Annotated in this window: 21 protein-coding genes; 16 read left to right on the forward strand and 5 right to left on the reverse strand. The window is 40.5% G+C overall.

Features of this window, described 5'->3' with window-relative positions; genetic code table 11:
* The first annotated feature begins 6 nt into the window (after nucleotides 1-6).
* The 12 genes from rpsR (at nucleotide 7) to alr (ending at nucleotide 9,496) form a co-directional block, all read left to right on the forward strand.
* Nucleotides 7-234: a 30S ribosomal protein S18 gene (gene rpsR, locus PP2015_RS01350; RefSeq protein ID WP_010386263.1), complete on the forward strand. Its 228-nt coding sequence runs from the start codon at nucleotides 7-9 to the stop codon at nucleotides 232-234.
* A gap of 36 nt (nucleotides 235-270) precedes the next feature.
* Nucleotides 271-723 carry a 50S ribosomal protein L9 gene (gene rplI, locus PP2015_RS01355; RefSeq protein WP_058028563.1) on the forward strand — a complete coding sequence of 151 codons (453 nt, stop codon included), beginning with the start codon at nucleotides 271-273 and terminating at the stop codon, nucleotides 721-723.
* A gap of 268 nt (nucleotides 724-991) precedes the next feature.
* A complete protein-coding gene (locus PP2015_RS01360; RefSeq protein ID WP_058028564.1) occupies nucleotides 992-1,417 on the forward strand; it encodes a type IV pilin protein in 426 nt (141 codons plus the stop codon).
* Complete coding sequence (locus tag PP2015_RS01365) at nucleotides 1,401-1,865, forward strand: GspH/FimT family pseudopilin (RefSeq protein WP_058028565.1); 465 nt, start codon at nucleotides 1,401-1,403, stop codon at nucleotides 1,863-1,865. Before PP2015_RS01360 ends, PP2015_RS01365 begins: the two co-directional genes overlap by 17 nt.
* Nucleotides 1,856-2,281: a type IV pilus modification PilV family protein gene (locus PP2015_RS01370; protein WP_083496483.1), complete on the forward strand. Its 426-nt coding sequence runs from the start codon at nucleotides 1,856-1,858 to the stop codon at nucleotides 2,279-2,281. Before PP2015_RS01365 ends, PP2015_RS01370 begins: the two co-directional genes overlap by 10 nt.
* Complete coding sequence (locus tag PP2015_RS01375; RefSeq protein WP_058028566.1) at nucleotides 2,265-2,801, forward strand: PilW family protein; 537 nt, start codon at nucleotides 2,265-2,267, stop codon at nucleotides 2,799-2,801. Before PP2015_RS01370 ends, PP2015_RS01375 begins: the two co-directional genes overlap by 17 nt.
* Nucleotides 2,798-4,636 carry a DUF7305 domain-containing protein gene (locus tag PP2015_RS01380; RefSeq protein WP_227009203.1) on the forward strand — a complete coding sequence of 613 codons (1,839 nt, stop codon included), beginning with the start codon at nucleotides 2,798-2,800 and terminating at the stop codon, nucleotides 4,634-4,636. Before PP2015_RS01375 ends, PP2015_RS01380 begins: the two co-directional genes overlap by 4 nt.
* A 173-nt stretch (nucleotides 4,637-4,809) precedes the next feature.
* The gene (locus tag PP2015_RS01385; protein WP_058028567.1) at nucleotides 4,810-5,373 is read left to right on the forward strand and encodes an RNA polymerase sigma factor; all 564 of its coding nucleotides are present in this window, start codon (nucleotides 4,810-4,812) and stop codon (nucleotides 5,371-5,373) included.
* Nucleotides 5,366-5,842: a hypothetical protein gene (locus PP2015_RS01390; protein ID WP_058028568.1), complete on the forward strand. Its 477-nt coding sequence runs from the start codon at nucleotides 5,366-5,368 to the stop codon at nucleotides 5,840-5,842. Before PP2015_RS01385 ends, PP2015_RS01390 begins: the two co-directional genes overlap by 8 nt.
* Before the next feature lie 10 nt (nucleotides 5,843-5,852).
* Nucleotides 5,853-6,791 carry a DUF4097 family beta strand repeat-containing protein gene (locus PP2015_RS01395; protein WP_058028569.1) on the forward strand — a complete coding sequence of 313 codons (939 nt, stop codon included), beginning with the start codon at nucleotides 5,853-5,855 and terminating at the stop codon, nucleotides 6,789-6,791.
* Between the two features lie 190 nt (nucleotides 6,792-6,981).
* Nucleotides 6,982-8,361, forward strand: coding sequence for a replicative DNA helicase (gene dnaB / locus PP2015_RS01400; RefSeq protein ID WP_058028570.1), 1,380 nt, complete (start codon nucleotides 6,982-6,984; stop codon nucleotides 8,359-8,361).
* A gap of 46 nt (nucleotides 8,362-8,407) precedes the next feature.
* On the forward strand, nucleotides 8,408-9,496 hold the full coding sequence (gene alr, locus PP2015_RS01405; RefSeq protein WP_058028571.1) for an alanine racemase: 1,089 nt from the start codon (nucleotides 8,408-8,410) through the stop codon (nucleotides 9,494-9,496).
* Between the two features lie 37 nt (nucleotides 9,497-9,533).
* On the opposite strand, the gene PP2015_RS01410 is transcribed toward alr, so the two are convergent.
* The 5 genes from PP2015_RS01410 to PP2015_RS01430 all read right to left on the reverse strand — a co-directional run bounded on the left by PP2015_RS01410 (nucleotide 9,534) and on the right by PP2015_RS01430 (nucleotide 12,280).
* Entirely contained in the window at nucleotides 9,534-9,962 is a 429-nt protein-coding gene (locus PP2015_RS01410; RefSeq protein ID WP_058028572.1) for a secondary thiamine-phosphate synthase enzyme YjbQ, read from the reverse strand.
* Nucleotides 9,959-10,426, reverse strand: a complete 468-nt coding sequence (locus PP2015_RS01415; RefSeq protein WP_058028573.1) for a chemotaxis protein CheX — start codon at nucleotides 10,424-10,426, stop codon at nucleotides 9,959-9,961. The genes PP2015_RS01410 and PP2015_RS01415 overlap by 4 nt, the downstream gene beginning before the upstream one ends.
* A gap of 69 nt (nucleotides 10,427-10,495) precedes the next feature.
* Entirely contained in the window at nucleotides 10,496-10,930 is a 435-nt protein-coding gene (locus PP2015_RS01420) for a transcriptional repressor (protein WP_058028574.1), read from the reverse strand.
* 142 nt (nucleotides 10,931-11,072) lie between these two features.
* Nucleotides 11,073-11,444 carry a rhodanese-like domain-containing protein gene (locus PP2015_RS01425; RefSeq protein ID WP_058028575.1) on the reverse strand — a complete coding sequence of 124 codons (372 nt, stop codon included), beginning with the start codon at nucleotides 11,442-11,444 and terminating at the stop codon, nucleotides 11,073-11,075.
* 164 nt (nucleotides 11,445-11,608) lie between these two features.
* Nucleotides 11,609-12,280: a YiaD family glycine zipper/OmpA-like lipoprotein gene (locus PP2015_RS01430; RefSeq protein WP_058031510.1), complete on the reverse strand. Its 672-nt coding sequence runs from the start codon at nucleotides 12,278-12,280 to the stop codon at nucleotides 11,609-11,611.
* A 370-nt stretch (nucleotides 12,281-12,650) separates the two neighbouring features.
* Here PP2015_RS01430 and gmtY point away from each other — a divergent pair, with 370 nt between their 5' ends.
* The 4 genes from gmtY (at nucleotide 12,651) to PP2015_RS01450 (ending at nucleotide 18,618) form a co-directional block, all read left to right on the forward strand.
* Nucleotides 12,651-14,159, forward strand: a complete 1,509-nt coding sequence (gene gmtY / locus PP2015_RS01435; RefSeq protein ID WP_058028576.1) for a gamma-mobile-trio recombinase GmtY — start codon at nucleotides 12,651-12,653, stop codon at nucleotides 14,157-14,159.
* Nucleotides 14,152-17,040: a VPA1269 family protein gene (locus tag PP2015_RS01440; RefSeq protein ID WP_058028577.1), complete on the forward strand. Its 2,889-nt coding sequence runs from the start codon at nucleotides 14,152-14,154 to the stop codon at nucleotides 17,038-17,040. The genes gmtY and PP2015_RS01440 overlap by 8 nt, the downstream gene beginning before the upstream one ends.
* Nucleotides 17,033-17,716 carry a gamma-mobile-trio protein GmtX gene (gene gmtX / locus PP2015_RS01445; protein WP_058028578.1) on the forward strand — a complete coding sequence of 228 codons (684 nt, stop codon included), beginning with the start codon at nucleotides 17,033-17,035 and terminating at the stop codon, nucleotides 17,714-17,716. The genes PP2015_RS01440 and gmtX overlap by 8 nt, the downstream gene beginning before the upstream one ends.
* A gap of 191 nt (nucleotides 17,717-17,907) precedes the next feature.
* On the forward strand, nucleotides 17,908-18,618 hold the full coding sequence (locus tag PP2015_RS01450; protein WP_227009202.1) for a metallophosphoesterase: 711 nt from the start codon (nucleotides 17,908-17,910) through the stop codon (nucleotides 18,616-18,618).
* The last annotated feature ends 145 nt before the right edge of the window (nucleotides 18,619-18,763 follow it).

Here is an 18,763-nt window from a genome sequence, read left to right on the forward strand (position 1 = left end):
TTACTCATGGCACGTTATTTCAGACGTCGTAAGTTCTGCCGTTTCAAAGCGGAAGGCGTACAACAAATCGATTACAAAGATCTAGCTACTCTTAAAAACTATGTAACTGAAAGTGGCAAAATCGTACCTAGCCGTATCACAGGTACTAGCGCTAAATACCAGCGCCAGCTAGCAACAGCTATCAAGCGTGCTCGCTACTTAGCCCTTCTTCCATACACTGACTTACATAAGTAAGCAGCGGATTAACTCGTTTTTAAAAGGTGTAGAAACATGCAAGTTATTCTACTAGACAAGATCGCAAACCTTGGTAACTTAGGTGACCAAGTTGCAGTTAAATCTGGCTTCGCTCGTAACTTCTTATTCCCTAAAGGTAAAGCAGTTCCAGCGACTAAAGCTAACATCGAAACTTTTGAAGCTCGTCGCGCTGAATTAGAAGCGAAGATTGCTGAAGAACTAACAGCTGCTCAAGCACGCGCTGAGAAGCTAGAAGCATTAGCTGAAGTTACTCTAGTATCTAAAGCTGGTGACGAAGGTAAGCTATTCGGTTCTATCGGTACTCGTGACATCGCTGACGCTATCTCAGCTGTTGGTGTTGAAGTTGCTAAGTCAGAAGTTCGTCTACCTCTAGGTACTATCCGTGAGACTGGTGAATTTGACGTTGCAATCGCTGTACACTCAGACGTAACTGCTACTATCAAAGTAATCGTTATTGCTGAAGCTTAATCTTTGATTAAGTTTTAAAAAACCGCGTGTTATGCACGCGGTTTTTATATAAAAATAAAAAACTATCAAACTCTCTCTTCGTTTAAACATCTCACGGATCTGAGCAAACGGTACACTGTGTAACTACATGTAATCCGTTCCTTTTTCAAAAACATATATTATGTGGTATTTTAACTGCGGGTTTTGTCATACCTAATAACAAGTTAAGCTTTTGTTTCTTGTTAGGTTTGTGTTAAAAATGACAGCGCTGTTTTGTTTTGGGTAGAGTATGAATTCTAGAGTAAATACAAAAGGTTTTACGCTTATTGAGCTGCTAATTGTTGTCGCAATTATTGCGATTACTACGACTTTAGCGTATCCGTCTTATCAAAGATATATACAAGATGGGCATCGTTCAGATGCACAGCAATCAATGCTGCAAACAGCGGCAATTTTAGAACGTATTTACTCAAGAAATGGTGGTTATCCAGATAGCGAACTGTTTAATGATTTGCCAAATTCAGCAGTTTATGATTTCACCTATCGGCACACTAACAAGCCAGCAGGTGCAGCAAACTTCAGAAGTTTGGGGTTTGTGTTAAGTGCAAGACCAAAAGCGGGAAGTGTACAAACGACTGACAGATGTGGTGATCTATCAATCAATCAGGCTGGTCAAACGACTGCTAGTGGGAACGGTAATGATTGCTGGAAATAAGCAAAAGTCTCATGGCTTTACTATGATTGAATTATTAATCACGCTTGGCCTTGTGAGTATTTTAGCCATGCTTGCAGCTCCTTCATTCGCACAGTTTATAAAGCAAGAGCGCCTGACTAAAACAGCTAATCAATTAAATGCAATATATCGATATGCGAGAAGTGAGGCAGTAAAGCGAGCACAGACAGTGATCCTCACCAAACAAGACAACTCCTGGTTAGTAGAAATTGAAGTGCCAGATGGTAGAGAGGTTTTAAGGCAATTTGATTCAATCTACCCAACAGTTAACGCAGATCTGGTTGATCGTATGATACGTTCGACTGGCGAGCTGAATTTACAAAGCAATATTTTAATCACTGATAACGATAGAAATACTAAAGATTATCGTTTGTGTATTCTACAAAGCGGTCAAAGTTGGTTAGGTAAGGCAGAAGAAAATTGCGCGTAAATGCAGGCTTTTCATTGCTAGAAGTACTGGTTTCAATGTTTATTGCGAGCATTGCTTTAATTGGTCTGGGTGTTACCCAGCTTAAGTCATTGCAGTTCGCTAATAATAGCTTTGATTATACGGTTTCTTTGGTACAGGCACAGAATGCTATTGAGCGTATGTGGCCAGAACTTTGTGAAATACAACATAGCTCCCCATCAAAATTTACCGAGCAAGCATTTAGGGAGTCGTTACAGCCACCTAACAGCTTATCTTTTAGGTATGTGTTAACACTGCCAGAAAATTACAGTGCTGAGATGCAAATGACAGTGGCTTGGCAAGATTTGCGTGTGCCAGAGGAAGCAGAAAAACAATTGCTTAATCAGGTTACATTGAATGCAAGTTTCGTAGAGGTACCGAATGTGTGTAACACATAAAGCGAGACAATCGGGTTATACCTTACTTGAGATGTTGGTTGCGATGGCAGTCGGGTTATTTTTACTGGCAGGGGTTGCCATGTCTTATTCAGCGATAAAAAGCACGGTGAGAATGACGCAAGAGTTATCAGATGCACAAGAGGTGATCCGTTATACCAGCCAAGTATTTACGCGAAGTGTTAAGCAGACGAACAGTGAGCCCGTTATTAGCGCAGCTCCTTTAAGCATTCAATTTCAGCAACTTGCCAATGTACTATCTTGCCAAGGTACGACCCCAGCTGTGGATTACATTGAAACGTATGCGCTTGAAAACGGTTTTTTAACCTGTGACATTGGCGATGGTAACGGTGCAGTACAACTACTCAAGGGTATAGAAGCCATTAACTTTGCATATGATAATCATCTAGTCAGCGTGACTGTCAAACCGATGAATATGCCAAGTCATTTTGGAGATGGGTTGCAAATAGATATTGCCACGACACAACTCATTCTGCTTGAAGCTTTTAAGGAAAGCGTGTGAAGCAGCAATCAGGATTTACCTTAATTAAAGTCATGTTAATGAGCACTATGGCGAGTGTGGTGGTGATTGGTGCCCTTAAAGAAACCGTTATTCAAGAACGTTTAACGGGCAACTTTCAAAAAGACATGAATGCACGTCTGCTCGCTGAAAAAGGTATTTTTACTGCGGCAAATAACTTGCAAAAGATTGTATCAGATAACAGTAGCTTTTCCGTTGATGACTTAGTCAATCAGCATGGTTTACATGTTGGAAACGGTGAAATAGGCGATGACACGGTTTATAAAGCACGTCTGAGTAAAAGTGCGGAAGGGTTACTTGAAATTACGAGTCTAGGTCAGCGCTATTATGGCGATGCGAATCAACAGCTTGTTGCTCGCTTTGAATTAAAACCAGCAGATATTAAATCCCCCTTTCAGCATGCTGTTACGGGATGTAAAGGCGTTAATTTATCTGGTAGTGGTGTGGTTGATAGTTATGACTCCAGTAAAGGCCCATATTCAGAGACTAATCGAGACTCTTCAGGGCATGTAAATACTGTGATTGGTGATTCGAGTGTCACGATTACTGGTAATTCGCCGATTAAAGGCGATGTGAAAGCATCGGGGGTAATATATCTTAAAGGCTCTTCACCCATTATCGGAGATGTACACTCAAATACTGGTGTTGAGATCAGCGGTGGTGGCGGAACGAGTTATCGTGTTGAGGGCAATGTTTACTCAGGGGGCTTTTTTACTCATCGAGGTGGTGAGGTTAAGGGCTATGTAAGAGCTGTAGGCAATGTCGAGATGAAATGGGGTAGTAAGATCATTAATGCAAACAATGATCCCTACGACATTATGTATGGTGGGACAGGTAACTTTCCTGCGAGTTATCACGCGCAAGAATCTGTTCAGCTAGATGATGGCACTACAAGGCAGAATGTGTCTTACTCTGATGCTTATTTTAGAAAAACACCAGAGATAGAGCCTGTAAAAGTATATGACCCAAGCTCTCCTGATTATGATCCTGCAAAACCAAATAAAGAGTGTGATCCCTTTGAATTACCTTTAAATATGCCAGATGTGATGGAGCAGAACCCTGAGCGGGATCAGGATTTCGCGGTCGGTGCGACACAAACCTATATGTTTACTCCTAAAATAGGCCGCTTGATGACATCTCAAGTTGGCATCAAAAAGGCTGTCGCTTTAGATTCAAAAAAAGCAGAGATTTATTTGTTTGATAACTTGAGTCAAAGCCATGGCATTTCAGACACGACAGAAGAGCGTGTGTTTGGCATGAAAAATTTTAAGGTATACAGTGATGGTAAGATGACTATCACTGGTGGCGATGTGATTTTTTTAGTTGATGGCGACTTTGTGTTAGATGGAAATGCTAAGTTAACTATCAAGTCAGGCAGTAGTTTAACTGTGTTTACCACAGGCAAAGTGATTTTAGGCGCCAGTGGGCAAGTGATCACAGAAAAAGAAGGTATGACTTCAAGCGGCATACCTAGTTTGAATTTTTTCTCTTCATATTCAGGCAGAGATGGATTTCAAGTGAAGGGAGCATCAGACATGTATGCAACAATCTATGCACCTTTAACACAAGTAAAACTCTCAGGTAGTGGGCAACTCTATGGTACTGTGAGAGGCTCTATTATTGATTCCTCTGGGGGCAGTGGCGTGCATTTTGACTCAGCTCTTAAAGATGTGAATTTTGGTTCTGGTGGTGGCAGCGATGAGAAATCTCAGCTTATTTTTAAAGGTTGGTTCTTTGAGCCTGCCAAGCCACTGCCTGATTTAGAGACTGATGAAGGTGAAACGAGCAATTCTGATAGCGGAAGTACGGACGACTAACACCACAAGATGCAACTAGCAGCATTTCATTGCAAAATAGACTTTGCTTTGTAATGCTGTCTCTTCAAATTTTTTTTAATTCTTTTAAACCTTTTTAAGCCAAGATGGCGTCTTAGATAATAACAATTAAGCAAAACGCCAAACTGGGTAAAACCCGATAAAGGAATAGTGTCATGTTAATCGATGCCAAAGAGGCATTTTCGAACACGAATAGAGATGAGCAAACAGATGACCTAGTGCATAAAGTACAGCAGGGTGATCAGGAGGCGTTTGCCCAGCTTTATCGACAGCATGAGAAACCGGTATTTGCTTTGTGTTTAAGACTGCTTGCCGATCAACAGCATGCAGAAGATGTTACACAAGAAGTGTTTGTACAGTTATGGCATAAAATTTCGCAGTTTCAGGGGCAGTCAAAGTTTTCGACTTGGTTGCACAGTGTCACAAGTAATATTGCCATTAGTTATTTGCGCAAACATAAGAATTGGCTGCAAAAAGTTGTGAGCTTTGAGCAAAGCGGTATGGATGAACAGAGCCTTGCAATGTGCAGTGGTTTAAACGGACTCGACAAGTTAATTTTGCGCTTACCAGAACGTGCTCGCTTAGTGTTTGTTCTCCATGCTGTTGAAGGGTATCGGCATGAAGAAATCGGCAATATGTTAGGTATGGCAGTGGGGTCAAGTAAGTCTCAATACCATCGCGCTAGACAATTATTACAGGAGTGGTACGAGCATGAGTAAAGTCAACTTTGACGACTTCTTAAAAGAAGAGCTGGCAAAGCCAAGTGATACCGCGCCAAGCCGTGATTTATGGCCTGGGATTGAACGCGCAATAGCTGAACCAGCCAAAACACCTCTTAGTGAGAAGCAGTATTGGCCGAAAGTCACCGGCATTGCAGCGTGTTTTATAGCGGGGTTATTGGCATGGAATGTCAGTATGACGCACCCTGAGCAAAACACCATGCGTGACTTAAGCGTACTGTTCGAACAGCAAAAGCAGGCATTACTTGTACAGTATGAAGCTCAACCAGCTTTAACAAATGACTGGCAGCAACAACTTGATGAATTAGAACAGGCTGAGCAAGCTGTGAAGCTTGCCTTACAAAATGATCCTGAAAATGCCGCGCTGCTAAAAATGCTCGCGCAGGTCTATCAGCAGCAATTAGATTTAATCAACCGTGTACATGCACCAAGTTGGCAACAAATTTAGGAGAAAAAAGATGAATAAACTACTAACAGGACTATTATTTTTCCCATTCGCTTGTCTTGCAGGTGAAGCTATCGATAAGCAGATTTCAGTACCAGCCAATGGCAAGATCGTGATTGAAAACCAACGCGGTGAAGTAGACATCAAATCTTGGGATAAATCAGAATTTAAGGTTACAGGCTCACTCGATGAGATTGCTAAGGGCTACAAACTTGAGAACAATGGCTCTGTCACAGAGTTTATTGTTGAAATGCCTAAGCGTTATAAAGGCTGGAACAAAGGCGATGGCTCTAAACTGACGATTTATATGCCAAAAAACAGTGAGCTGAGCTTTGAAGGTATAAACGTGAATATCTCTGCGACGGAATTATTAGCAGGTGCACGCATTAAAACGGTCAATGGTGATATCAAAGCGACGCAACTAGAAGGTAAAGTAAGCCTCGAAACGGTTAATGGCGATGTTGATGCAAACAAGTTATCGGGTGATTTACGCTTTGAAACGGTTAATGGTGACATTAATGATATGAACTCTAAAGGTGAGTTGAGATTCAATGCTGTGAATGGTGATATTGAAAGTGATACGGAGGCAACAGATATACGTCTTGAAAATGTTAACGGTGAAGTAGACTTCAAAGTCGCCTCATTAAGGGACTTACGATTAAATACAGTGAATGGTGAGATTAAAGTGCAAGTCAAAGCGCTACAGTCTAATGCTCGCATTAATATGGATACCGTAAGTGGTGATGTTCGCTTGTATTTCCCGAGCGACGTATCAGCTCGCTTTGATATTGATGCGCACTCTGGTGGTCGTATTATTAATGAATTGAGTCGCGATAAAGTCAAGAAAGCCAAGTATGGTCCGTCACGTGAGTTAGAATTTATTCTCAATGGCGGTGATGCAGATGTTGAAATTGATACCGTCAGTGGTCGTATTGAGTTAAAGAAAAACTAAATAAATCGTAAAGTCGATAACAGGCCTCCAAGTGAGGCCTTTTTTATTTCAGCTATTCTAATAATTATACCAACCCTCAAAATAGATCACTTAATTAAGAGGGTTGGTATTAGAAAGTCGCTTTACGCTTTTAAGTTGCTTCGCTAGGAGCTAAAATACTCCTCTTAATTCTTTTAGATTGTGTAGTGCTATGGCTAAACCAGATCATCAAGTCGATACCCTCAAAGTTCCTCCTCATTCCATTGAAGCTGAGCAGTCCGTGCTTGGTGGCTTAATGCTAGATAATCAGGCCTTTGACCGTGTTGCTGAATTGGTGGTGTCGCAAGACTTTTACACCCGCACCCATAAGTTAATTTTTGAAGCGATGGAAAAGCTGGTTGAGCAAAGTCAACCAATCGACTTAATCACGATCTCTGAAAGCCTTGAAAAGAATAATCAACTCAGTGCGGTGGGTGGCTTTGCATATTTGGCAGAAATAGCTAAAAACACGCCAAGTGCAGCCAATATCGATGCATATGCTGCGATTGTACGTGAGCGTGCTGTTGTTCGTGAGATGATCACGGTAGCGAATGAAATTGCCGAAGCGGGCTTTAATCCGGAAGGGCGTGATAGCCATGAACTACTCGATTTAGCTGAAAGTAAAGTATTTAAGATAGCTGAGCAGCGCTCTAAGAGTACCGAAGGTCCGCAAAGTATCCACTCAATCTTAGAAAAAACAGTCGATAAGATTGAAGAGCTTTATCAGTCACCGCAAGATGGTGTTACAGGGGTAAGTTCTGGGTATAACGACCTAGACCAAATGACAGCAGGTTTACAGCCGTCAGACTTAATCATCGTTGCGGCACGTCCTTCAATGGGTAAAACCACCTTTGCGATGAACTTGGCTGAGCATGCAGCGATGACCCAAGACAAGCCTGTACTGATTTACTCACTAGAGATGCCCTCAGAACAGATCATGATGAGGATGTTGGCCTCTTTAGGTAGAATTAACCAGACTAAAGTGCGTACAGGTCAATTAGATGACGAAGATTGGGCACGCTTATCGTCAACCATGGGTTTATTGATGGAAAAAGGTAAGATGTACATCGATGATGCATCAGGCCTAACACCAACCGATGTTCGTTCTCGCGCACGTCGTATTGCTCGTGACCATGGCGGTATCAGTATGATCATGGTCGACTACTTACAGCTAATGCGTGTACCTAGTTTATCAGATAATCGTACCTTAGAAATTGCTGAAATTTCCCGTTCACTAAAAGCGCTGGCAAAAGAGCTACAATGCCCGGTTATCGCGCTGTCTCAGCTTAACCGTACACTAGAGCAACGTGCCGATAAACGTCCAGTAAACTCCGACTTACGTGAATCGGGTTCAATCGAGCAGGATGCCGACTTAATCATGTTCATCTATCGTGATGAAGTGTATAACGAAGACAGCCCAGATAAGGGGGTGGCAGAAATAATCATCGGTAAACAGCGTAATGGTCCGATTGGTAAGGTTAGGTTAACCTTCCAGGGGCAATTCTCTCGTTTTGACAATTATGCAGGACCTGCATTTGATGATGAGTATTAAGCGCTGGTAGCTTAATACTTTTTGCAGGTCGCACACGAGAGGCTGTATGAGATTAGCAACCGCAGAAATTAACTTAACCGCACTGGCGACTAACCTCGCTCGTATCAAGCAAATCGCGCCAAACAGCAAAGTGATGGCGGTATTAAAAGCCAATGCGTATGGGCATGGTCTGGTGACGATAGCACAGCATTTGCAGGGGGCCGATGCGTTTGCTGTGGCTAGAATCGATGAGGCCTTGGCACTTCGTGCTGGTGGGCTGACTAAACCCATTGTCTTATTAGAAGGTTTCTTTGAAGCAAGTGATTTACCGATCTTATTGGCGAATAACTTCGAAACCATCATACATGACGAGCACCAATTGGCTGCGTTAGAGCAGGCAAATTTAGATGCTCCGATAGCTACTTGGCTAAAAATAGATACAGGTATGCACCGTCTAGGCATTGAACCTGAACAGCTAGAGCAGTTTTACTCTCGCCTCAAAGCCACACAAAATGCGAAGCAAGATGTGCGCTTAATGACGCACTTTCCGTGTGCTGACGATACTAAAAACAACAAGACGTTGTCGCAAATTCAGCATTTTTCCAAATTGGTCGGAGATAAAATCGAACAAATTTGTTTGGCTAATTCTGCGGGCATTATTGCTTGGCCAGATAGCCATGGTGATTGGATAAGACCTGGACTCATGCTGTATGGCGTTTCGCCGATGCTTGATTCAGTCGGCTCAGATCATGGCTTATCGGCAGTGATGTCTTTAAAAACCCGTGTGATAGCCAAACGTTCTATTCCAGCGGGAGAGCGAGTGGGCTATGGCGGACGTTGGCAGAGTCAAGAAGCGACGCAACTTGCAGTGGTTGCTATGGGCTACGGTGATGGTTATCCGCGTCATGCGCAAGAAGGCACGCCGGTTGTGATCAATGGCAAACGATATGGCATTGTCGGCAGTGTGTCGATGGATATGATCACGGTTGATATTGGCGCAGAAAATGACTCAGTTCAGGTCGGTGATGAAGTAGAAATGTGGGGGGAAAACTTGCCTGTTGAAAAAGTTGCACAATGTGCAGGGACGATACCATACGAACTGCTATGTAATGTCACACCGAGAGTGAGTTATCAATACATAAAAGATAAAAAGTAAGCGGCCAATGTGCCGCTTATTTTATTGGTATGAAGTATCAATAAAGTTCGCCAGACAAGGTGGCAACAATACTTCTACCGCCAGCATAATCTCTGTGCTCACCTAAATACACGCCTTGCCAAGTACCTAACATGAGTCGCCCTTGACTAATTGGGATACTGATTTGGCAACCTAGTGTGCTTGATTTTATGTGTGCAGGCATATCGTCATCACCTTCATAGTCATGCTTATAATAAGGCTGACGTTCAGGCACAAAGTGATTAAAGTGGCTTTCCATATCCATACGTACAGTCGGATCGGCATTTTCATTGATGGTTAAACTAGCTGACGTATGCTGCAAAAATAAATGTAAAATGCCAACTTGATAGTTATGGATCTCTGGAATTTGCTTGATAATGTCATCTGTAATTAGATGAAAGCCGCGAGACTTCGCGGCTAGAGTGAATTTAGCTTGCTGCCAACTCATAGTTTATCGAAGCTCACCTCGATATTTGCATTACCGTCTGCAGATGTGAATGGCATAATAATTTTTGCCCCTTCACATTTGTGTGTAATGGTGTGGCCAGGTCCAGACACAACAATCGGCGTTGCCATGTCAAAATCATAACCTTTTTCACCCAGTAAGTTTTTAGCTCCGCCAGTGACCATGTTGGTAATTTCCCCAACCATATCAGTCACTTCTTCATTAATTTCGTCAGGCCTTTCACCTAACATGCGTTCCATGATTGTCAATGCGAGCTGTTCGTCAAATGTAATTGAGAAAGAGCCTTTCGTTTGAGGGCCAACCATACCAATTAAACCCGACACATCACCTTGAGCCACTTCGCCTTTTTTGATTTTTGGTTTTCCTGGCGTCAGTTCAGTCTGAGCCATTGTTGCTAAGACATTTATTAATGATGATAAAAAAGGGTTTATGAACTCTACTTTCATGTGCTGTTCCCTTGATTCTTAATTATTCAATTCTAGATTAAGTGTAGTGGTTTAATTGTATAACTGCACTTAGTCTTTACACTTTTCACACTTACCATGTGCTTCAATTGTTTGGTTACTTACCTGAAAACCGCGCTCAGAGGCTAAGTTATTCAGCTCATGTGAGATTAAACTTGAGTGAAGCTCGTCAACATGTCCGCAATCATCGCAGATCAGTAATTGTACGGGGTGAATGTGATCAAAATGATGACAAAGCATGAATGCATTAGTGCTTTCAATTTTATGGATAAAACCAAGTTCAGATAAAAAATCTAATGCACGATAGATAGTCGCAGGTTTAGCACCTGGCTCAGACACTTTTAACTCTTCTAAAAGATCATATGCCCCAACTCCACCTTGCTTAGCAGCAAGTAGACGGAATACCTTTTCACGGATCGCCGTAAAACGCGCGCCACGGTTATCACAGACTTGTTTTGCTTTATCGACTAATTGTTCAACATTCATACTTTAAAATCCTTACACTGCCAAACAATACTATCACATTCTTTTAAATAGTCTTGTTTTCGTGATGATTTATTCCGATATCTCAGCAAGTTTAACCATTTTTAAGACTTGATACTGAGGCTATTTAAAACGTCTCAATACATTATTTCACAGTTGGCAAATTTTCAGCTTGCCAGCTATTCATATCACCTGTTAAGTGTAAAAGAGTAAATCCATCTTTCGATAAGGCACGTTCAAAAATACCAGCTCTGCGACCAGAGCGGCAATAAACAACAAGCGTGTTTTCTTTTAGCGTATTAAGCAAATCTTGGTGTTGATCTATCTGATTGAAAGGGATGTTAATAGCGCCTTTGACATGCCCCGCTGCAAATTCTTCAGGGCTTCTTACATCAATGATCTTGTGTGGTATTGCAGACATTTGGTTAATTAGAAGCGCCTGTTGAGAGATTTGCTCAGTTTTACCTAAAGTAATAAAACTACAAAGCAATAATGAAAGTAGCAGTACAAAACGCATGGTTATCTCCTATTCAAATATAAATTAATCATACATACAAAATGCAAAAAAAGTTTATAACTTAAAAAGTAAATTTTAATTAAGTGTGTGAAAATAGAGCAAAGCTGTTTGTAGCCTAGTATGCCCAGCTTTAGCTTAAGAGCTGGGCTAAGGGTTGAATGATATTATTTTTTCGCAGGGAAGATACTGATCTCAACTCGCCTGTTACAAGTGCGGCCAGCTTTGGTACTGTTATCGCAAATGGGCAGAGACTCACCCAGACCTTCGGTGAATAAACGATCTGCAGTCACCTTTTGGCTTTGTAGGTAATTTTTTACTGAGTTCGCACGCTTTTCAGAGAGAGCTTTATTTAAAGACTCGCTGCCAGAACTATCAGTATGGCCTTCAATTAAAAGCTGAGTATCAGGGTACTCAACAAGCACTTTTGCAACCCCATCTAATGTCTTAAAAATTGAAGCACTCAGTTTGTCAGAGCCAGAATCAAACCCTATACCGTTTTGCATAGTTAATACGAGTTTATCCTCACCGACCCTTTTTACTTGAACGCCAGAGTTCATTAACTCTTCACGAAGTGCTGCTTCTTGCTTATCAAAGTAATAGCCAACACCTGCACCGATTGCACCTCCGGTTGTTGCACCTATAAGCGCACGCTTGCGTCGATCATCAGCATCTTTACCTGTAGCTAAACCAACAATAGCCCCAGAAACAACGCCAATAATAGCACCTGTTGTCGCTGAATTTGTTTCACTTTCACCTGTGGTAGCATTCTGACGCTGCGACATTTGACAACCAGAAACTAAAATTAATGCACTCAGTGCTACTGCTAATTTTTTCACGTAATATTCTCGACTTGATGTTTTGGTTAAAAATAAACGCATAGAGTTAGAAATGAGCTAAGGCCTAGATACTAGACTTTAAACCATTTAAAAACGTGCATATTGTAATATGAGTTATGCGCTTACAAAGCTTTGATTTTAAAACGATGAGTTTGAATGAAATATGAATCTGGGAGTAAATGGTGGCCCCACCTGGACTCGAACCAGGGACCTAACGATTATGAGTCGTGTGCTCATTTAACACCCTGTCTATTACTTACTAATATTTACTATAAAGTAAACTTTAACTGTTAAAAGTAGACCTAAAAAATGGGTGGTTGACTTTATGTAACCCTCATAGTAAAACTTACTAAGTTACTAGGGAGGGGGTATGGCTAGAGCACAACAATCAGCAGTTGCTAAACATCATGTGGTAGTGATCCAGCAAATCACTGGAATAACTGATCTAAAAATACCTGCTCTTTATATCAAAGTCGGTGATCAAACAATGTTAGTTCATTCATTGGTTGATTACTTCATGGCTTACCCAACTCGAAGTTTAAATTGGAAGCGCAAAGTTTCTAGAGCATTGGGTTTGTTTTACGACTTCTGTATTTCTTACAATCTCGTTTACCGATCATCAAAAACATTTAACTTTCATAAACGATTAATTAGAAAGTTTGCCTTGGCTTTGCACAAAGGAACAATTGATGTTGATGAGCATAACGACAAGTTAAGTTTGTATTGGCCTCCTGCAAGTATGGAAAGCACAAAATCAATACTATCAGCATTACAAACTTTTATTGATTGGTGTGAAGTTGAAGGAATAATTGAGCAGCAGTCTAGCAATTTGCTAACTCGTCCAAGTGATGAAAGAACAACGCTACGTTTTTTGAATCAAGCAGTTAAAGCTAAAGCCTTTATGTTCTTATCTCACACTGTGACAGCTTCTGAGTTAGCACAGGGTATAGCTAATCGGCAGGCCAATAAAATTATCGAGTTAGGTGGAGTTGGCAAGGGATCTGGCGAGGTTAAAAAATTCCCTGCTGAACTAGTCGCACCGTTAATGGAATATGGCTTCATTAAAGATGAGAGCGCTTCTTTACCTGAAGAGAGAGAAGACTTAACCGCTAAGATGATCACCTTGCTGCTGATATTTGGTGGCACACGGGTAAGCGAACCATTTCATATTTGGTATAACGATGTTGTGCCTCAGTTTGATGGCTCTTGTAAGGTATTTTTGCGGCATCCTGCCGATGCTAATACTTTCATGGTTGGTGAACAAAATATGCTACGTAAAACCTATTTGGCGCAGCGAAATTTAAGACCAAGAAATGATGATAATAACTCTAAAAGCTATAAGGCAGGTTGGAAAAATCTAAAGGTTGATAACACATTATCAGCCCCAGTCTTCTTTGTTCATCCCGCAGCAGAAGCTCTATTTAGGGAAATGTACATTTACTACCTCAGCTACCGTGAGCGGCTCATGAAAAGTTATACCGATAGGTACGGTACAGAGCACCCATTCCTGTTTGTAAAGCAAACTGATAATGCAGGGGAACCATATAGCATTAAAGCCTATCAAGATGCTTTAAAACGTGCTTACAAGCGTTTAGAAAAGCGATTAGGTAGGCCAATCAAATATGGAAAGCTTGAGGGCACATCTCCGCATGGCCCTCGGCACTTGTATGGGCAGATTTTAGCTGAAGCAGGAGTACCCCAAAAGGTTATTCAAAATAGTCTCAGACATCGTAGTGTGCTGTCTCAAGGCATTTATACTGAACCTACATTTAAGCATGTTACAAGCGAGCTAGAAAAGGCTAAACACTTAATTGAGTCAAATGGTTGTACATCGTTGGGTAAGTCAGACGTTGCAGTATTGGAGTGGAATAATGGCTAAAGGAATAATTAGTGAGCTGACAGACGAGTTAGCAATTAGCTTTTTAGCATTGCAGCATTATCCTGTTGATCAAGATGTTATTGACTACTTAAATGAACGCTCTAAAGCTGATGATGAATTTTTACCATTAGTCGAAGTGCTAACTTTTCGAGGGGGAATTCCCTATAAAGAAAACTTAAAAGTGCTGGAAGCTGATAACGCTATTGAGTTGGTAAAAGATGCTTTAAAACAGGCGTATCACTTCGAGTCATTAAAAAAAAATCAAACAACTAAGAGAAACGCAATTATCATATTGCTCAGTTATATAGCTAAGTATTTTCAAATTACTTCTCTACAAGAAATCACACTTGAAGTTTGGAATTCAATTGTAGCTCAGCTCAAAAATGAAGACACCAGCTATCGTGAGCAATTAGCTGAAAGGTTCATTAACGCTACTAGAATATTAGCCAAGACACTTGCAAAAGTTCACAACAATGATGAGTACATTGCCGCTATTTCTATCAAACGTAGCGACTACCATTTTGGCTCGATAGCCGCAGGATATGAGAAGTGGCATAGCCTTTTTGAAGAATGGCGTGATGGGTTGTTACTCAAAAGTACCAAGGATAGAAACGCTTCCTTTTCTAAGTTATTAAATTATTTGCGCACAATTGAAAATTCCAATGATCCCTTTGTATTTCTGGCAACTGAAAGAAAATATACCTTTTGGAAGTATCTTGACGACAATGATGTAAACAATAAAAGAGCGGCAGCTCTTAACATGAATGATTTTGCTAACTGGATCATTGAAGGTCATCTTACTGAAGAAGATGAAGATGGTGGAGGAACAAGCATTGGCTATCCACTATTAACAGCGAAAGAAATAAAACTGGTTATTGATACTAAGTACGATAACAAGTCTAAGCCACCCGAAAGTGTTAAGCAATCTATGCCTACTAAATGGTTAATGCTTTGCAAAGAAATTCTATCTGAAGACGAATACGCTTGGCCCAAGTCTCAAGAAAAAGAGTACATAGAGGTAGTAAACTCAGACACCAACAAAATAGAAAGAATATGGTGCCCAGTCTCTACTCATCTATATCTTATAATGTGTGAACTACCAGTACGCAGAATACAGGTCAAATCATCAGATTCTGGTGAAGGCGATAGCCAAATTTACTCTCAAGAAGATAAAAAGTGGGTGACGAACACTTCACTACATGCTGGCTACTGGAAGCAGTTAGGCAACAAAGTTGCAGAGCGTGGCTTTATTAGAAAAATACATAGTCAGGGTAAAGAAACTGTTGGCATATATATTAACACCAACAAAACGCAAGACAGAGCACAGGGTTTTTCTGAAACATCAGGTTATGAAATTCCTTGGCATAACGAATCGATCATCAAATATGCCTATGAACTTTTAGCTTGGCAGGAAAAATATAACCCCGTTAAAGCCCCTAAAAAATACAAAGATATTCCTAAGAATGTTTGGTCAACCAGACCTACTGAATTAGTCAAAGAAATAATACCAGACAGGTTTTATTTATTTCGCTCGCCACTGAATCCTTCGGTAGATTCTCCACCTGCAGATTGGCTGTTGAATCGCTTTTGGTTAGCGCTAATGGATGAGTTAGAAAAGCGCTTAAAAGAACAAGGTGAAGACGTTGAGATAATCACTGACAGAGAAGAAAATGGTGTGCCCAAAGCATCTATATTCACGCCTCATGGCCTCAGAGTCACAGGCTTAACAGCGTTTGTTGAAAACGGTGTACCAATTGATATTTTAAGTAAAATTGTTGCAGGTCACGCTTCAATATTAATGACCTTGTATTATATCAAACATACTCCTGCACACGTCTCAGAAATTTTAACGTCCGCACAAAAACAGATTGAAGATAATCAGCAGATAGACTTTGCCAACTGGCTTAAATCATCTGCGTGGGCAGATGCTCAAAAATATTCAATTTTTAACGATGAACAAACCGCAAAAGGAGTATTTGAGCAAGGTGTTAGAGCACTGTGGGAAAGCAATCAACTAGGTTTATGCCCCAACGCAGGAACGCTTTGTAATATTGGTGGTGAACTTCTACGTAAAGCAGGTAAAAATGGTAAAGACGTATACGGTGAAGTGCCCGGAGGAGTAGGTAACTGTGTTCGTTGTCGTTTCTTCATCTCAGGCAAGCCTTGGCTAATACCATTATGGTTGCATGGCAACAAGTTATTAGCTGATGCACAAAAGCTTTCTATTGATGTAGAACAAGCAAGAACTGAGCTTGAGGTTTTATATGGCAAGAGAAAGTCTATTGCCAAAGAAAAAGGCGCAGCCTTTATAACATCTAGCTTAAAAGCTGAAATTAAAAGTGCCGAAGCATTACTAGCTAGAAAAACTGAAACGCTTGATCAAAAGCTTTGTGATGCTCATGCCACCTACCGTTTAATAGAAGGTGTTCGTTGCTTAGCCAACGCTGATTTTGATACTAGCGAGGCTCACAAGTATATCCCGATTCGATTAGTTGATAGTCCAGAAGAAACTAAGTTTTTTGAACAAAACAAATTTCGCCAACAAGATTTACTCGTACAAGCAAGTCGTTTATATGCCCATGTGAGAGATAACGACCTTGAACAAGAGCGAAACCACTTTATTGATAAAGTCATGTTAAACGCAGGCATGATGCCAATTACGATGGGTTCATTGACTGAAACAGAAGTTAAAAATGCGAGTGACGCATTAGCCTCTTACCTGACCTATAAATTTACCGACCAAGAACTTAACCAGCTTGATGCTAATGCCGTTACCTTGCAGCAGCTTGGCGTAAAAATACAGTCAACCGAGCAGCTTATTAATATGGCAAAAACGCATACTAAAGCCCTAGAAAACAATAAAGACCAACAAGATGACTAAAGACCAAGTAACCGAGCTATATAAGCTTTTAACAGCGGAAAATGAAGGTAAAGCTACAAAGCTAAATAAACTTGCAGCAATAAACAGTATTTGTGAAAAACTCGCCAAAAAAGGTATCGCTATTGAGATAACTAACCTTGTTGATTTATTGATGCAGCAAGGAGTTAACATGAGCTCACAGTCAATTTACAACAAAGAGGGTGGGCGCAACCCATACAGACGTTTGGTTGATGCTTGGTCAGAAAATGCAACATACGAAAGAGCAAACAAGCAGTCTGATAAAAGGGAAATCATCGCTCAGGAAGAGTTAGTATCGGAAAACGATTTAGCAAAAATTTCCGATCCAGTGCTGCGTTACAAAGTGAGCTTGCTTTATGGGGAGGTGACTGGTCTACGAAATCAAAATGATATGCTGCGTAGTGTTAAAGAATTACCTGCTATTCAGACTGTGACAGCGCCAGAGCTAGAGCAACTTGAAACAAACGATATCATGCTCGATGATTATGAAGTTGATGTATTAGAAAGCTTTGTTAACAGTGATGGCACTATCGGTTTCGATGATAATGGCAGGTTGTTCGCTAAAACAGCCATTAAACGCGAGACTAGCTTGTCATCTGATGACCTTAAAACTGTGTTAGAAAAAGTGCTTAAAAGCTATGGTAGAAGTAGCCTGTAAGATAATTAAGGGATTGATGATTATTTTGTGGAGAGTCTGTAACTCCAGCCAATTTAGCACTGCTCTTTCGTATAGTTTTAACATTCACCTAAGAAGCCCATTCAATGTTTTTGCAAACGAACCTAGTATCAATATTACTAATGAGATAATGCTAAAATTGGCTTTGTGTTTTAAGTTTTGGGCATTAAAAAATGTTGAAAATTGGTGCTAATGCAATTAAAAAAGTCGCTGTACAAAAAACGTTAGTCATCGAACCTAGCAAGAATGTCTTTGTCGTTGGTGATTTGGATGGAAGTTTGTCGGGACTCCTGAAAGCGCTAAACAGGAAAGGGTTTGTTGAGCATGTTGACCACCTCATCTGCCTTGGCGATATAATTGACCGAGGAAGTGAGTCAATCCAACTGATTCAATACCTTCTAGATATTAATGCAGATTTTTTATTAGGTAATCACGAACATCTAATGCTCGAATCAATTATCTCTCAAGATGAGACTGCTATGCGTCTTTGGACTGCAAATGGTGGAGCATGGCATCATGATGTTGATAAGACAAAATTAAAATCAGTCTGTAACCACCTTTTAAACAGTTCGCTCTCTTTATTACTGGAATACAGAGGTAAAAAGATTGGCCTGTCACATACAATACCGCCGAGTTGGAACTGGTCATCTTCACCTGAAAATTCAGAGGGTACTGTAGAGTCTTTACTTTGGAGCCGTGAATTATTTAAATCTCAGAAGCAGTCTAGCAATATTGGGATTAATTTTTCGATTCATGGACATAACTCAACGCAAATGCCTATTTGGATAGGTAACACATACCATATTGATACTAATTATTATGGTAGACCTACTGTGGTAAATCTCAGCAATTTGATTGATGAAAAAGAAAATTCGAAGGTTTAACCATCTCAGAACTAAGTTGAAATAGATAAATAATTAATAATTTCAATATCTTGTAGTAGTTATGAAAAACCTATAATGAAAAACCTATAATAGGTTTTTCATAACCACTCACAATGACTTCTTCAGTGCTAAATTAATTAAGCCA

Source organism: Pseudoalteromonas phenolica (assembly GCF_001444405.1).
GTDB classification, from domain to species: domain Bacteria; phylum Pseudomonadota; class Gammaproteobacteria; order Enterobacterales; family Alteromonadaceae; genus Pseudoalteromonas; species Pseudoalteromonas phenolica.

Excerpts from the sequence above, each read along its gene's own strand:
- rpsR (WP_010386263.1), top strand. The coding sequence starts at position 7 with ATGGCACGTTATTTCAGACGTCGTAAGTTCTGCCGTTTCAAAGCGGAA.
- rplI (WP_058028563.1), top strand. The coding sequence starts at position 271 with ATGCAAGTTATTCTACTAGACAAGATCGCAAACCTTGGTAACTTAGGT.
- PP2015_RS01360 (WP_058028564.1), top strand. The coding sequence starts at position 992 with ATGAATTCTAGAGTAAATACAAAAGGTTTTACGCTTATTGAGCTGCTA.
- PP2015_RS01365 (WP_058028565.1), top strand. The coding sequence starts at position 1,401 with ATGATTGCTGGAAATAAGCAAAAGTCTCATGGCTTTACTATGATTGAA.
- PP2015_RS01375 (WP_058028566.1), top strand. The coding sequence starts at position 2,265 with ATGTGTGTAACACATAAAGCGAGACAATCGGGTTATACCTTACTTGAG.
- PP2015_RS01385 (WP_058028567.1), top strand. The coding sequence starts at position 4,810 with ATGTTAATCGATGCCAAAGAGGCATTTTCGAACACGAATAGAGATGAG.
- PP2015_RS01390 (WP_058028568.1), top strand. The coding sequence starts at position 5,366 with ATGAGTAAAGTCAACTTTGACGACTTCTTAAAAGAAGAGCTGGCAAAG.
- PP2015_RS01395 (WP_058028569.1), top strand. The coding sequence starts at position 5,853 with ATGAATAAACTACTAACAGGACTATTATTTTTCCCATTCGCTTGTCTT.
- dnaB (WP_058028570.1), top strand. The coding sequence starts at position 6,982 with ATGGCTAAACCAGATCATCAAGTCGATACCCTCAAAGTTCCTCCTCAT.
- alr (WP_058028571.1), top strand. The coding sequence starts at position 8,408 with ATGAGATTAGCAACCGCAGAAATTAACTTAACCGCACTGGCGACTAAC.
- PP2015_RS01410 (WP_058028572.1), bottom strand. The coding sequence starts at position 9,962 with ATGAGTTGGCAGCAAGCTAAATTCACTCTAGCCGCGAAGTCTCGCGGC.
- PP2015_RS01415 (WP_058028573.1), bottom strand. The coding sequence starts at position 10,426 with ATGAAAGTAGAGTTCATAAACCCTTTTTTATCATCATTAATAAATGTC.
- PP2015_RS01420 (WP_058028574.1), bottom strand. The coding sequence starts at position 10,930 with ATGAATGTTGAACAATTAGTCGATAAAGCAAAACAAGTCTGTGATAAC.
- PP2015_RS01425 (WP_058028575.1), bottom strand. The coding sequence starts at position 11,444 with ATGCGTTTTGTACTGCTACTTTCATTATTGCTTTGTAGTTTTATTACT.
- gmtY (WP_058028576.1), top strand. The coding sequence starts at position 12,651 with ATGGCTAGAGCACAACAATCAGCAGTTGCTAAACATCATGTGGTAGTG.
- PP2015_RS01440 (WP_058028577.1), top strand. The coding sequence starts at position 14,152 with ATGGCTAAAGGAATAATTAGTGAGCTGACAGACGAGTTAGCAATTAGC.
- gmtX (WP_058028578.1), top strand. The coding sequence starts at position 17,033 with ATGACTAAAGACCAAGTAACCGAGCTATATAAGCTTTTAACAGCGGAA.
- PP2015_RS01450 (WP_227009202.1), top strand. The coding sequence starts at position 17,908 with ATGTTGAAAATTGGTGCTAATGCAATTAAAAAAGTCGCTGTACAAAAA.